This window comes from Acidovorax sp. Root267 (assembly GCF_001429215.1).
Lineage (GTDB): Bacteria > Pseudomonadota > Gammaproteobacteria > Burkholderiales > Burkholderiaceae_C > Acidovorax > Acidovorax radicis.
Genome location: NZ_LMJC01000012.1, coordinates 94,361 through 107,367 on the forward strand (window position 1 = coordinate 94,361; position 13,007 = coordinate 107,367).

Consider the following 13,007-nt stretch of genomic DNA (forward strand, 5'->3'; position numbering starts at 1 on the left):
AGCCCCGGGCTCTGGCAGCACCGGGGCTTTTTTGCGGGGCGCAGGTGATCAATTCACCTTGAGATAGCGCCAGTCGATGCGGTTGTCGGCACGGTGGATGATGTCCACCTTCTTCGTCGCCGCCCACGGAATCACCTGGTTGTACAGCGGGATGTGCGACACCAGCTCGTGCTCCTTGATCAGCGCCTGCTCGATCAGCTGGTTGCGTGTTGTGGTGTCGGTTTCCTTCTTCACACGCTCGACCAGGGCGTCGATCTGCGGATCAGAGAAGCGGCCCAGGTTGAAGTTGCCATCGCCCCCCGCGCCCGTTGTGCGCACCAGCGACTGCAGGCTGTAGAACGCATCGAACGTGGGCACGCCCCAGCCCAGCAGGTAGATGCTCGCCTCGTTGCGCTGGATCATCGGGAAGTAGGTGGCAAACGGCAGCGAGCGCAGCTTGGCTTTCACGCCCACCTTGGCCCAGTGTGAGGTGATGGCCTGGCACAGCTGCTCGTCGTTGATGTAGCGGCCCGCGCTGCAGGCAAAGTCCACTTCAAAGCCGTTGGGGTAGCCCGCGTCGGCCAGCAGCTTCTGTGCGGCCTTGGGGTCGTAGGGCCAGCGCACGTCGGCCTTCTTGGTCCAGCCGTTGACCTGGTTGGCGATGAGTGTGCCGGTGGGCTGGGCCAGGCCACGCAGCACCACGCGCTGGATGGACTGGATATCGATGGCCTGGTACAGCGCCTTGCGCACGCGCAGGTCCTTGAGCGGGTTCTTGCCCTTCACGTCCGAGCCAGGCAGCTCGTCGCGGAACTGGTCCAACCCCAGAAAGATGGTGCGGTACTCCGGCCCTTCGAGCACCTGCAGGGTGGGCGTCTGCTTGATGCGCGCCAGGTCTTGCAGGCTGGGGTCGATCACAAAGTCAATCTCACCCGACAGCAGCGCCGCCGTGCGCGTGGCGTCGGCCTTGATGGGGGTGTAGACGATCTCGGTCAGGTTGGTGGGGTACTTGCCCTTGCCCCACCAGTTCGGGTTGGGCTCCAGCACCACGCGCTGGTCAGGCGTCCATTGCTTGAGCTGGTAGGGGCCGGTGCCCAGCGCGTTGCGGTGGGCATAGGTTTCGTCCTTGGTCTTGATGTCCTTGGGCTCGACCGACTTGTTCTTTTCGGCCCAGGCCTTGCTCAGAATGCGCAGCTCGGTGAGCTGGTTCACCAGCACCGGGTTGGGCAGGTCGGAGTGGATGTCGATGGTGTAGGCGTCGATCTTCTCGACCCGGTCAATGCCCTGCGTGTACACGGCAAAGTTGGAGCTTTTGGCCTTGGCCCGTTCCAGTGAGAACTTGGCATCGTCGGCCGTGAACTCGCTGCCGTCGCTGAACTTCACACCCTTGCGCAAGGTCAGGCGCAGCTGGGTGGGCTTGATGAGTTTCCACTCGGTGGCAAGCGAGGGCTCGGGCTTGAAGGTCTTGCTGTTGTATTCGACCAGTGTGTCGTACACCGCGCCGTGCATGGTGTTGTTCACGCCCACGTTCTGGGTGTGGATGTCCCAGGTGGAAATGTCCACCGAGCGGGACCAGCGGAAGGTCTTGGCCTGTGCCGCCATCGGCAGGGCGGTGGCCAGGGCGGCCGCCAGCAAAAGGGTCTTGAAACGCATGGGGGAATCACTCCAGATCAGTCAGTCCCCCACTATCGCCCAAGTCACCGTTTTGCGGAACGAACTTGTCCTTCTTAGCTTAGAACCATCACACCCGCCAAAATCATCATGGTGGCTGCAGTCACCCCGTCCAGCACCCGCCATGCGCCGGGCGATGCAAACATGGGCGCCAGCCATCGCGAGCCAAACCCGAGGGTCAGGAACCACAAGGCGCTGGCCAGCGCCCCCCCGGCGGCAAAGGTGGCCCGCCCCCAGGTGGGGTACGGGGTGGCCATGGTGCCCAGCAGCAGCACGGTGTCCAGATAGACATGGGGGTTCAGCCAGGTCAGCGCCAGCACCGTGAGCACGGTGTTGCGCATGCTGGCGCCCGGCCCGTTGGCGGACACCAGCAAATGGGCGGGCTGGAAGGCCCGGCTTGCGGCCTGCACGGCATAGGCGGCCAGAAACAGCGCTCCCGCCCAGCGCATGAACTGCGCCCACTCCGGCCGGGCCAGGAGCACGCCGCCCATGCCCCACACCCCCGCCTGCAGCAGCGCCGCATCGGACAGCGCGCACACCAGCACCACCGGCAGCACATGCTCGCGCCGCAGGCCCTGGCGCAGCACAAAGGCGTTTTGCGCGCCAATGGCCATGATCAGAATGGCCGTTGAAGTGAATCCGTGAAGAAAGGCTGGGGTGCTCATGGGCGTGGATTCTGGGCACTGCACCCTGGTCATGCCAGCTATACTTTTTAACGATCCGTCAGAATGGCTAACCACCCATGCGCCTCGACTCTGCCCAGCTCAACGCCTTTGCCACCGTGATCGACGAGGGCAGCTTCGAGCGCGCCGCCGCTGTGCTGCACGTCACGCGTTCTGCGGTGTCGCAGCGCGTCAAGCTGCTCGAAGAACGCGTGGGCCAGGTGCTGGTGCGCCGTGCCACGCCCTGCACGCCCACCGAGGCCGGGCAGGCCCTGTACCGGCACGCCCGCGAAGTGGCCCTGAGCGAGGCCGACGCGCTGGCCACCCTCGGCGGCGGGCAGCACACGTCCACGCGCCTGGCGATTGGTGTGAATGCCGACTCGCTGGCCACCTGGTTTCCCCACGCCATGGCCCAGGCCGCAGAGGGCCAAAGCATCACCTTCGACATCCATGTCGAAGACCAGGACCACTCGGCCAACCTGCTGCGCGAGGGCCGCGTGATGGCCGCCGTGACGGCCGACCCACAACCCGTGCAGGGCTGCAAGGTGCTGCCCCTGGGCACGCTGCGTTACCGCGCGCTGGCGAGCCCCGTCTTCATGGAGCGCCACTTTGCCCAGGGGGTGAACGCCGCCACCCTGGCGCAGGCGCCCATGCTGGTGTTCAACCGCAAGGACGCCCTGCAGGCGCGCTTTGTGGGGCGCATCACGCGCCGCAAACTCGCGCCGCCTGTGCACTGGCTGCCCGAGGCGAACGCGTTTGTCATGGCCTCCCGGGCTGGCCTGGGCTGGGGCATGACCCCGGACCCGATGGTGCAGCACGACCTGAAGGCCGGAACGCTGGTCGAACTGATTCCGGGCAAGCCGGTGGATGTGCCGTTGTACTGGCAATACTGGCGCCTGAACGTGCAGGCGCTGCACCACATGACCGAAGCGGTGCAGCAAGCGGCGGCGCTTACCCTGCTGCGCTGACCAGGTCTTCGTGGTGGTCTGCAGCGCCGCGCTTCCAGTAGGCAGAGATGCGCATGCGCTTGGCGTCCACGCCCGGCTTGGCCAGCACGGCACGGCGCACGGCAGCCATGTCGCTGTGCTCGCCGGCCGCCCAGATGTAGCCGGCGCCCGGTGGCAGCACCAGGGCATCCACCGCGCCGGGCAAGGAGTCCGCCCACATCACATCAAGCTGCGCGGCACTGGCCAACGCACGCTGATCTGCCGGGTTGCGCAGGTAGATACGCACCACGGCCATCGTGCTGGCGGGCAGCTCGGCCAGGCGGCGGGCAATGGCCGGCAGGGCCGACTCGTCGCCGATGAGCCAGTGCCAGTCAAAACCGGTGGGTACGACCATGCTGCCGCGCGGCCCGGCAACGCCCACCCACTGGCCCACGGCGGCGCTCGCGGCCCAGTCGGTGGCAGGGCCTGCGTCGTGCAGGGCCACCTCGATGTCCAGCTCGCCCGCAGCGGCGTCATGGCGCGCAGGGGTGTAGTCGCGCAGCACGGGGCGTGGGTCGGGGAAGACGGGGCGGCCGTCCTGCATCGACGGCAGCGACGGGCGCTCCTGGCCTGGCTGGGGCAGGATGAGCTTGAGGTGGTCGTCAAACCCCGCGCTCACAAAACCGGCCAGCTCGGGCCCGGCCAGGGTGAGCCGCACGAAACCGGGGCTGACGGCGGTGCGCCGCACCACCTGGAGGTGGCGGGCCTGCAAGGGGTGGCGAACGCGTTCGACGGCAAGGTGCGCAGCGTCGGCGCGGGATGTGGCGGTAGGCAGGGGTGCGTTCATGACTTAAAATGTTGATTTAATCAACCAATGATCTGCGAATTGGTTGATTTTGTCAACCACAAATCCCCATGACCACCCACGCGCCCGCCGATGTCTTTGAAGCCATGCACGACCTGCTGCATGTCTACCGGGCCCACATGGTGCGCACCATGGCCGCCATCCACCCCGACCTGACGCACAACGAAGTGCGGGCGCTGATGTTCGTGGGCCGCCACCCTGGCACCACGCAGCGCGAACTGGTGGCGCACAGCGGCGCGGACAAGGCGCAGGTGGCCCGCATGGTGGGCATGCTGCAGGACAAGGGCTGGCTGGAGAGCGCACCGAATGCCGAGGACAAACGCAGCCGCTGCCTGCGCCTGAGCGCCCAGGGTGCGGCCCTGCACCAAGCGCTGCGCGACGCCCGCCGGGGGCTGGCGGCGTCGCTGCTCAAAGGGTGCGACAACGCCACGCAGGCCCAGCTGCTCGCCCTGCTGGCGCAGGTACGCAGCAACCTGGACGCCATCGATACCGGCTGCCAGGGCGGCCGGGACTGCCGCCGCTAGCGACGGGAAGGAGGCGCAGGACGCCAGCCCCCCGCTCAAAGAGGAAAAATGGTGAAATTGGGATCTAGCGCTGGATATTTCTATATTTATAGCTACCAATTTAGTAGCAATTTATCTTTTCCATCACTGCCCCTGGATCACGCGCACGGCCTGGGGCAACGACTGCACGCCGGGCATGAAATGGTCGATGGTGGCACCCAGCACCACGGCGCAGACCAGCGCGCCCAGCAAGGGCTTCCAGGTCAGGCGCACGGCGGCCGTGAGCCAGCCCTCGCGCTCCACGCCCACGGCGGCCCTCGCAGTGGCCACCGAGAAGGCGATCTCCACCGCCACGGTCAGCAAGACATCCCAACCAAAAAACAGCATCGCCAGCGAGCCCGCGCCAAAAATGATCGCCGCGCCGATGAGGAAGATCGCCACCACGGGCACGACCACCACGGCGCCTTCGTCGGCGCTGCCCAGGGCGTCGGCGGCGCCACTGGCCAGGTCGCCCAGCGCGCTGGAATCGCTGCTGGAGCCCCCGCTGGACAGGCCTTGCGTCCACCCGCCGCCAAAGTCGCCGGAAGCCCCGCCACCGCCAAAATCACCGCCGCCCGTGCGCGGCAGCGGCACCTGGCCACTGCCACCGCCGGACGACCCGTTGCCAGGCCAGGACACGTCGGGCACCTCCGGACCACTGCCATCGCCACCCGTGTCGCGGTCCTGCCGCACCAGCCGCGCCGCCCAGGCCCGCAGCACCAGCAGATACCCCAGGTAGCCCACCGAGAGGGTGACGAAATACCGCAGCGCCAGCGACTCCACGCCCACCAGCATCTGCACATGCGAGGTGCACCACATCAGCAGCAACGTGAAGCTGCCGATCAGCAGCCCATGCCAGCGCAGGCTGTAGCGCTGCTGCAGGGTGCGCGCCACCGTGCCGTGGTGGGGCATGCGCACAGAGCGCCAGGTGGAAGTTTTCTTCTTGCTATTGCTGTTGCGGTCGCTGCGGGAAGTGGCCATGGAGGAAACACCTGCGGTGGAAAGAGGGGAGCGGCCAGCGGTGTTGCGTGCCGGCGCCGCGCCATTTCACACCACTTTGGCCCGGCAGTGCAGCCCCGCGCCCCGCCTTGCGTGAACTTGTCGACGGATCGGCTCAGCCGATGCCATCCACCGACACAGGCACACGCTGGGCCAACGCCGTCAGCAGCTCCCAGCTGACGGTGCCTGCAGCGCTGGCCACCTCGTCTACACCCAGCACCGTGCCGTTGCTGGCCTGGCCCCACAGCGTGACTTCCGCGCCAAACCCTGCGGCCACGCCCGCCTGTTGCAGCGGCGTGAGGTCCACCGTCACCATGTCCATGCTCACCCGCCCCACCAGCCGCGTGCGCACGCCGTTGACCAGCACCGGGGTGCCGGTATCGCAGTGGCGCGGGTAGCCGTCGGCATAGCCACAGGCCGCCACGCCGATCAAGAGCGGCCCCTCGGCCGTGAAGCGCGAGCCATAGCCCACGGTGTCGCCCGCCTGCAGTTGCTGCGTGGCGATGAGGCGGGTGGCGAGGGTCATCGTGGGGCGCATGCCCCAGTGGCTGGCGTCATGCTCCGGATAGTCGGGGGCGCTGCCATACAGCGCGATGCCAGCGCGCACCCAGTCGGCGCGCACGCGCGCGTCCGCCGCGTGGCGCAGGGTGGCGGCGCTGTTGCTCAGCGTGCGCTCACCGGGCAGGTCCTGGGCGGCGGTGTTGAACAGGGCCAACTGGTGAGCCACGCCCCGGGGGCCATCGGCGTCGCTGAAGTGGGTCATGAACGAGATCTCGTCCACCTGCGGCAGCGCGTTGAGCCGCGCCCAGGCTGCGCGAAAGCGCTGCGGCGCAAAGCCCAGCCGGTTCATGCCCGAGTTCATCTTGAGGAACACGCGGTGGGGCACCTGCGTCTTGTGGGCGGCCAGCATGTCGATCTGCTCGTCGCAATGCACCGCGTGCCACAGGCCCAGGCGCGAGCACAGTTCCAGGTCGCGTGGCTCGAACACGCCTTCGAGCAGCAGGATGGGCCCACGCCAGCCCAGCTGCCGCACGCGCTCGGCCTCGGCCAGGTCCAGCAGCGCAAAGCCGTCGGCGCCGCGCAGGCCTTCGTACGCGCGTTCGATGCCGTGCCCATAGGCATTGGCCTTGACCACGGCCCAGACCTTGGCATCGGGGGCCGCCTGTCGGACACGCTCCAGGTTGTGGTGCAGGGCTGCGGTGTGGATGGTGGCGGCAATGGGACGGGGCATGGGGTTTGACCGGGTGGGAAGCACCGGATTCTGGCACCGTGGCCGTTTATCCGCGTGATATAACCGTCCGTCACTTGCCAGGGTCCCCACATTTAACAGGGCATCAGCCGAACTGATGCAGCCAACAGCCATTCGATGAAGCGCGGTTTTTACACCATCATGTCGGCGCAGTTTTTCAGCTCGCTGGCCGACAACGCACTTTTCGTGGCCGCCGTGGAGCTTCTGCGCACAGAAGGTGCCCCCGAGTGGCAACGCGCGGCCCTGGTGCCCATGTTTGCGCTGTTCTATGTGGTGCTGGCGCCCTTCGTCGGCGCCTTTGCCGACGCCCTGCCCAAGGGCAAGGTCATGTTCGTCAGCAACGCCATCAAGGTGGTGGGCTGCCTGATGATGCTGTTCGGCTCGCACCCGCTCATTGCCTACGCGGTGGTGGGGCTGGGTGCTGCGGCCTACTCGCCCGCCAAATACGGCATCCTCACCGAGCTGTTGCCAGCCTCTCAACTGGTCAAGGCCAATGGCTGGATCGAAGGGCTCACCATCGCGTCCATCATCCTCGGGGTGCTGTTTGGCGGCCAGCTGGTGGGCCAGCACCTGTCGCGCCTGCTGCTGGGCATCGACATCCCGATGATCGACACGGGTGTGGACACGCCCGCCGAATCGGCCATTGCCGCGCTGATCGCGGTGTACGCATTGGCCGCGTGGTTCAACACCCGCATTCCACACACCGGGGTGGAGATGCGCCCCATGCGCAGCGACACGTCGCGCGGCATTTTCTCGAACGCGCTGGGCCTGCTGCCCGACTTCTGGGCCTGCAACGGCCGCCTGTGGCGCGACAAGCTCGGCCAGATCTCGCTGGCCACCACCACCCTGTTCTGGGGCGCGGGCGGCAACCTCAAGTTCATCGTGCTGGCGTGGGCCGCCGTGGCGCTGGGCTACAACACCACGCAGGCCTCGGCGCTCACCGGCGTCGTGGCCATCGGCACCGCCGTGGGGGCGGTGGTGGCCTCGATGCGCATGCGCCTGGACATGGCGACCAAGGTCATCCCCCTGGGCATCGCCATGGGGCTGCTGCTGATCCTGATGGTGTTCATCAGCAACATCTGGCTGGCGATTCCCTTCCTCATCCTGCTGGGTGGCCTGGGTGGCTACCTGGTGGTGCCCATGAATGCGCTGCTGCAGCACCGGGGCCACAACCTCATGGGCGCGGGCCGCTCGATTGCCGTGCAGAACTTCAACGAGCAGGCCTGCATCCTGGGCCTGGGCGCGTTCTACAGCCTGTCGCTCAAGCTCGGCCTGTCGGTGTTTGGCGCGATCATCACCTTCGGCCTCGTGGTGGCCGGGATCATGTGGATCATCCGCCGCTGGCACCAGCGCAACTGCGTCAACTACCGCGACGAAGTGAACCACCTGCTGCACATTGCGCGGCACGATACGCATCACTGACTCCTGATTGCGAAGCCCCCCTGTGCGGCTGCGCCGCTTCCCCCGGAGGGGGACGCACCCGGTGGCCTGGAATCACGGAAGGCTCCCCCTGAGGCGCTGCGCGCCTTCCCCCTCTCTCGCTGCGCGGGAGGTGGACGCACCCCGTGGCCTGGCAGAGCCAGTTCCACGGGTGCACTGGTAGGGGAGCGTGCCAGTTTTAACGGCTGTGCTGCGTGGAACTATTTGCTACATAATTGATAGCTATTAACGCTTATTCATCAAGCGCCAGAGCCTGTTTTTATTCTCAATGCATTCACCCCTGCCCTTTGCCGCCCTGCTGTTCAACGCTTTCGTCTGGGGCCTGGCGTGGTGGCCGTTCCAGCGCATGCACCAGGCGGGGCTGCATCCGCTGTGGGCCACGGCGTCGATGTACGCCGTGGTGCTGGTGGCGCTGCTGGCCGGGCGCCCGGGCATCTTGCGGCAGGTGCGCGACCACCCGCAGCTGTGGCTGCTGGCGCTGGCCTCGGGCCTGAACAACGTGGCCTTCAACTGGGCCGTGACCATTGGCGACGTGGTGCGCGTGATCCTGCTGTTCTACCTGATGCCCGCCTGGGCCGTGCTGCTGGCCTGGCGCATCTTGGGCGAGCGGCCCACGCCCTCGGCACTGCTGCGCCTAGCCCTGGCCTTCGCGGGCGTGGTGCTGGTGCTGTTGCCCGAGGGCGCGCCCGCGACGCGCCTGCTGCAGAACCTGAGCCTGGCCGACGGCCTGGCCCTGTTGGGCGGCTTCATGTTCGCGCTCACCAATGTCACGCTGCGCCGCCTGCACGCCGTGCCGGGGCCTGCGCGCATGGTCACCATGTTCGGCGGCTGCATGCTCATGGCGCTGGCCGTGGCCTGCGTCGGGTTGCAACTGGGCGTGGTCGAGCCCTTCCCCGCCCCCAACAACACCTGGGTCGTCACCGGCCTCCTGCTGGCGGGGGTGCTGATGCTGGGCAACTGGGCGCTGCAATTCGGCGCCGCACGCCTGGCGGCGGGCACCACGGCGCTGGTGATGCTGTCGGAGGTGATGTTTGCCAGCGTGTCGTCGGCCCTGCTTGGCGCAGCCACACTGAGCACGCGCACCGTGCTGGGTGGGGCGCTGATCCTGCTGGCGTCCTTGCTCGCGGCGCTGCAGTTTCGCCGCCCCGGCGCCACCGCCCACTGAGCGGGGCGCGCACGCCGAGAGCCAACGGCTACCATGGGGCGTCATCCCAACCCCGGAGGTTCCGCATGCCCACCAGCATCTACGACTTTGAAGCCCAGCAGATGAACGGGAAGACCGTGCCGCTTGCGCAGTACCAGGGCAAGGTGCTGCTCATCGTCAACACGGCCAGCGCCTGTGGCTTCACGCCGCAGTTCGGCGGGCTGGAAGAGCTGCACAAGGACTATGCCGACAAGGGCCTTGTGGTTCTGGGGTTCCCCTGCAACCAGTTTGGCAGCCAGGACCCCGGCAGCAACGACGAGATCGCCAGCTTCTGCCAGCTCAACTACGGCGTGAGCTTTCCGATGATGGCCAAGATCGACGTGAACGGCGCCGACGCGTCGCCCCTGTACCAGTGGCTTGCCGCCGAAGCCCCCGGGCTGCTGGGCAGCAAGGCGATCAAATGGAATTTCACCAAGTTCCTGGTCGGCAAGGATGGCCGCGTCATCCGCCGCTACGCGCCGCAGGATGCGCCGAAGAAGCTGGCAGGCGACATCGAGGCAGCGCTCGCCGCCTGACGCTCAGAGCGTGTTCAGCCTGCGGCCGCTGCCGCAGGGGGGCGCCACCGGCACAGCACGCGCTCCCGGCCCGTGGCCGGATGGGTATCGACAGCACCCTCCACCAGGCCATGCCGCGCATAAAAGCGCCTCGCACTGTGGTTGGCGGTGGCCACATGCAGGGTCCAGCCGCCTGGGCACAGGTGATGCACCTGTTGCAGCAGCGCAGCCCCCACGCCCTGGCCTTGGCAGTCGGGGTCCACAAACAGCTGGTGCAGATGGGCGTGGGCCATGTCCAGCACCAGAAACGCCGTGACCTCTTGCCCGATCGCACGTACCCGCGTCACACACGGCAGACCAAACTCCGCACGGACCCGCGCCTCCCAGTGGTCTGGTGGAGCCACCGACGCCACGGATGGGTTGGCGGAACACCAGGCCCTGCGCCATACGCGGGCCAGGCTGGCAAGGTCGGCGTCGGTCGCGGGCCGCACCAAGGGCAGGACGGTGGAATCATGGGAGTTGGACGACACGGATGCATTGTCTCCGGGCACCCCCCGAAAACCCTTCTTCCTCAGTCCCGGCTGGGCAAGTTGCGGCCCTCAACGCACCGGCGGTAGCGGGTCTGCGCGCAAACCCGCTACCGCCCCTTGGGCCATCGGCACCCTGCCTCGGCCCGGCAACCCGAACAGCGGCCGCAGCCATCCCACACGCCGCACCACAGCGGTCAGCCCCCAGCACAGAACCACCGTCCCGGCCACCAGGGCCAGCGGCTCCACCACGGGCCCCAGTTGCACAGGCGCCAGCCAGACCACCAGCACGATGATGGCCGTCTGGTGCAGCATGTACCACGGGTAGACCGACTCGCTGGCCCAGCGCAGCCAGGGCCAGGGCCGGTTGAGGCGGTGGTGGGCCCAGCCCAGGATGGCGATCAGCGCGGCCCACAGGTACACGTCCGCCAGCACGCGCAGGGGCAAGCGCGCGGCCCGAATCCCGTGCTGCTGTGCCAAGCCGAGCAGCCCCAGGTACAGCGCCAACACCCCCAGCGCCAGGGCGAGGGTGCGCCAGCGCAGGCGCACGAGTTCCGTCCACAAGCCGGTATCCAGCCCGATCCAGTAGCCGTAGACAAACACCGTGAAGTACACGGCATGCAGCCATCCGTCATGGATCAGGTCGTGGGTGGGTGGGAAATGCCGCCACAGCAGTACCGAGTACAGCGCCAGCGGCAGCACGGGCATCAGCACCAGCGCCCAGCCCCGCAGGTGGAGGAAGGCACGGCGCACACGCTGGCCGACGACAGACTCGGCCAGGGGCAGCAGCGCGGCCAGCACCACGGTGTAGACCCACAGGTAGGCCAGGTACCAGAGGTGGTTCCAGGTGACGCCCGCCTCCCAGCCATCGAACGCCCCCGCCGGCCAGGTGCTGCCAGCGTAGTAGCGCAGCAAAAAGGCGCCAAAGCCTGGCGCAATGAGGCCGTTGGCCACCCCCTGAGCATAGGGCTGGTAGGGCACGACGACCGCCATGCCGAGGGCCAGCGGGATCAGCAGGCGCAGGCTGCGCAGCCGCACCAGCCCAGGCACCGTCTGCCCCCGGCGCACCAGCCCGAAGGCCAGGCCAGAGACCAGGAACACCAGGTCCATGCGCCAGAGGTTGAGCGCCCGCATGGGGGTCTGCAGCCATTCGGCCGCGTGCGGGCTCTTGAGGTGCCAATGCCAATCGGCCACGTAATACATCGCCACGTGGTAGAGGATGACCAAGCCAAAGGCCAGCGCCCGCAGCGCGTCAATGTCATGGCGGCGGACGGGGGCGGCGGCGCAGGAAGGGGTAGACATGGCACAAGTCAGGCAGGGTGGATCACAGGGCGGGATGCTGGGCCCCCACCCCATCGTGCGGTGTTCCCAGGGGACGGGCCGGGGCGCCGCAGGGACGAGCGGCGGGTGGCAGGGACGAAAAGGAGTCGCTCCGGGGGAAACTCCCGCCCGTCGGCGCACGGCCCTGCCTACACTTGCCATCCATGACCGCCCCCGCGCCCGCCTGGATCGACCGCTACCCCCACGACCGCGCCCTGCGGCGGCGTGCCGAAGTCGGCTTCTGGGCCGTGGTGCTGCTGGTGCAGGCAGCCTTCAACACGGTGGTGACATGGATCGACCTGCGCGGCTCCGGCAGATCCGTGGCGGCGTGGGAGCCACTGCTGTGGGAGCTGTCGAGCGTGGCAGTGGTCGCAGCACTGATCCCGGCCGTGGTGGCGTTCGAGCGGCGCTTTGTGCTGCGCAGGGGCACGCTCCGGCGCCATCTGCCCTGGCATGTACTGGCCAGCGTGGTGTACTGCACCGTGCATCTGGCGGGCATGTGGGCCTTGCGCCATGCGGGCTACGCGGCCCTGGGCGAGCACTACCAGCCGCCCGGCTGGTGGACGCAGTGGGGTTATGAATATTTGAAGGATGTGCGCAGCTACACGCTTACCTTGGGTGCGCTGGTCAGCTACCGCTTCTTGCTGCTGCGCCTGCAGGGCGAGGCCCGCGTGCTGGATGCCCCCGAGCCGCCCGCAGAGCCAGAACCGCCGCTCCACACGCCGGGTGCGCCCGGGGCAGCCACGGCCACGCAAGCCCCGGCATCAACGCCCGAGGCCCCGGCCGCGCCTCCCCCCCAACGCCCCGAACGTTTCCTGGTGCGCAAGCTGCGCCGCGAATTCCTGATCGCGGCGGGCGACATCGCCTGGCTGCAGGCCGAGGCCAACTACGTGGGCCTGCATGTGAACGGCCACGACTACCTGCTGCGCTCCACGCTCACCGACTTTCTAACGCAGCTCGACCCCACACGCTTCGTGCGCGTGCACCGCAGCTACGCCGTCAATCTGGACGCCATCGCCGAGATTGAGCCGCTGGACAGCGGCGATGCGCGTCTGGTGATGAAGGATGGGAGCAGCGTGCCTTGTAGCCGGCGGTACCGGGACGGGCTGGTGACGACGGCACGATAGCGCGT

Annotated in this window: 13 protein-coding genes; 6 read left to right on the forward strand and 7 right to left on the reverse strand. The window is 67.6% G+C overall.

Features of this window, described 5'->3' with window-relative positions; translation table 11 throughout:
* Positions 1–48 precede the first annotated feature (48 nt).
* Complete coding sequence (locus ASE39_RS10000) at positions 49–1,629, reverse strand: ABC transporter substrate-binding protein (RefSeq protein WP_057271039.1); 1,581 nt, start codon at positions 1,627–1,629, stop codon at positions 49–51.
* 74 nt (positions 1,630–1,703) lie between these two features.
* A complete protein-coding gene (locus ASE39_RS10005; protein WP_057271430.1) occupies positions 1,704–2,312 on the reverse strand; it encodes a LysE/ArgO family amino acid transporter in 609 nt (202 codons plus the stop codon).
* Positions 2,313–2,389: 77 nt separating this feature from the next.
* Here ASE39_RS10005 and ASE39_RS10010 point away from each other — a divergent pair, with 77 nt between their 5' ends.
* Positions 2,390–3,277, forward strand: coding sequence for a LysR family transcriptional regulator ArgP (locus ASE39_RS10010; RefSeq protein WP_010466966.1), 888 nt, complete (start codon positions 2,390–2,392; stop codon positions 3,275–3,277).
* On the opposite strand, the gene ASE39_RS10015 is transcribed toward ASE39_RS10010, so the two are convergent.
* Entirely contained in the window at positions 3,261–4,082 is an 822-nt protein-coding gene (locus ASE39_RS10015) for a siderophore-interacting protein (protein ID WP_057271040.1), read from the reverse strand. The two genes, ASE39_RS10010 and ASE39_RS10015, sit on opposite strands and share 17 nt — an antisense overlap.
* 68 nt (positions 4,083–4,150) lie before the next feature.
* Here ASE39_RS10015 and ASE39_RS10020 point away from each other — a divergent pair, with 68 nt between their 5' ends.
* Positions 4,151–4,624, forward strand: a complete 474-nt coding sequence (locus tag ASE39_RS10020) for a MarR family transcriptional regulator (protein ID WP_010466963.1) — start codon at positions 4,151–4,153, stop codon at positions 4,622–4,624.
* 123 nt (positions 4,625–4,747) lie between these two features.
* Here ASE39_RS10020 and ASE39_RS10025 read toward each other — a convergent pair whose 3' ends face one another.
* Positions 4,748–5,623, reverse strand: coding sequence for a hypothetical protein (locus tag ASE39_RS10025; protein WP_010466962.1), 876 nt, complete (start codon positions 5,621–5,623; stop codon positions 4,748–4,750).
* A 133-nt stretch (positions 5,624–5,756) separates the two neighbouring features.
* Positions 5,757–6,872 carry an alanine racemase gene (gene alr / locus ASE39_RS10030; RefSeq protein ID WP_057271041.1) on the reverse strand — a complete coding sequence of 372 codons (1,116 nt, stop codon included), beginning with the start codon at positions 6,870–6,872 and terminating at the stop codon, positions 5,757–5,759.
* 135 nt (positions 6,873–7,007) lie between these two features.
* On the opposite strand from alr, the gene lplT reads away from it, so the two are divergent.
* The 3 genes from lplT (at position 7,008) to ASE39_RS10045 (ending at position 10,049) form a co-directional block, all read left to right on the forward strand.
* The gene (gene lplT / locus ASE39_RS10035) at positions 7,008–8,312 is read left to right on the forward strand and encodes a lysophospholipid transporter LplT (RefSeq protein WP_057271042.1); all 1,305 of its coding nucleotides are present in this window, start codon (positions 7,008–7,010) and stop codon (positions 8,310–8,312) included.
* A gap of 286 nt (positions 8,313–8,598) precedes the next feature.
* Entirely contained in the window at positions 8,599–9,495 is an 897-nt protein-coding gene (locus ASE39_RS10040; RefSeq protein WP_057271043.1) for a DMT family transporter, read from the forward strand.
* 65 nt (positions 9,496–9,560) lie between these two features.
* Entirely contained in the window at positions 9,561–10,049 is a 489-nt protein-coding gene (locus ASE39_RS10045) for a glutathione peroxidase (RefSeq protein ID WP_057271044.1), read from the forward strand.
* Positions 10,050–10,063: 14 nt separating this feature from the next.
* Here the strand turns inward: ASE39_RS10045 and ASE39_RS10050 are convergent, their stop codons facing one another.
* Positions 10,064–10,558, reverse strand: a complete 495-nt coding sequence (locus ASE39_RS10050) for a GNAT family N-acetyltransferase (protein ID WP_242421402.1) — start codon at positions 10,556–10,558, stop codon at positions 10,064–10,066.
* Between the two features lie 69 nt (positions 10,559–10,627).
* Positions 10,628–11,857 (reverse strand): acyltransferase, encoded by a 1,230-nt coding sequence (locus ASE39_RS10055; protein ID WP_010466955.1) that lies wholly within the window; start codon positions 11,855–11,857, stop codon positions 10,628–10,630.
* A 182-nt stretch (positions 11,858–12,039) separates the two neighbouring features.
* Between ASE39_RS10055 and ASE39_RS10060 the strand changes: the two genes are divergently transcribed.
* The gene (locus ASE39_RS10060; protein WP_010466954.1) at positions 12,040–13,002 is read left to right on the forward strand and encodes a LytTR family DNA-binding domain-containing protein; all 963 of its coding nucleotides are present in this window, start codon (positions 12,040–12,042) and stop codon (positions 13,000–13,002) included.
* Positions 13,003–13,007: the final 5 nt, after the last annotated feature.

Excerpts from the sequence above, each read along its gene's own strand:
- ASE39_RS10040 (WP_057271043.1), top strand. The coding sequence starts at position 8,599 with ATGCATTCACCCCTGCCCTTTGCCGCCCTGCTGTTCAACGCTTTCGTC.
- lplT (WP_057271042.1), top strand. The coding sequence starts at position 7,008 with ATGAAGCGCGGTTTTTACACCATCATGTCGGCGCAGTTTTTCAGCTCG.
- ASE39_RS10045 (WP_057271044.1), top strand. The coding sequence starts at position 9,561 with ATGCCCACCAGCATCTACGACTTTGAAGCCCAGCAGATGAACGGGAAG.
- ASE39_RS10020 (WP_010466963.1), top strand. The coding sequence starts at position 4,151 with ATGACCACCCACGCGCCCGCCGATGTCTTTGAAGCCATGCACGACCTG.
- ASE39_RS10005 (WP_057271430.1), bottom strand. The coding sequence starts at position 2,312 with ATGAGCACCCCAGCCTTTCTTCACGGATTCACTTCAACGGCCATTCTG.
- ASE39_RS10015 (WP_057271040.1), bottom strand. The coding sequence starts at position 4,082 with ATGAACGCACCCCTGCCTACCGCCACATCCCGCGCCGACGCTGCGCAC.
- ASE39_RS10000 (WP_057271039.1), bottom strand. The coding sequence starts at position 1,629 with ATGCGTTTCAAGACCCTTTTGCTGGCGGCCGCCCTGGCCACCGCCCTG.
- ASE39_RS10025 (WP_010466962.1), bottom strand. The coding sequence starts at position 5,623 with ATGGCCACTTCCCGCAGCGACCGCAACAGCAATAGCAAGAAGAAAACT.
- ASE39_RS10060 (WP_010466954.1), top strand. The coding sequence starts at position 12,040 with ATGACCGCCCCCGCGCCCGCCTGGATCGACCGCTACCCCCACGACCGC.
- alr (WP_057271041.1), bottom strand. The coding sequence starts at position 6,872 with ATGCCCCGTCCCATTGCCGCCACCATCCACACCGCAGCCCTGCACCAC.
- ASE39_RS10055 (WP_010466955.1), bottom strand. The coding sequence starts at position 11,857 with ATGTCTACCCCTTCCTGCGCCGCCGCCCCCGTCCGCCGCCATGACATT.
- ASE39_RS10010 (WP_010466966.1), top strand. The coding sequence starts at position 2,390 with ATGCGCCTCGACTCTGCCCAGCTCAACGCCTTTGCCACCGTGATCGAC.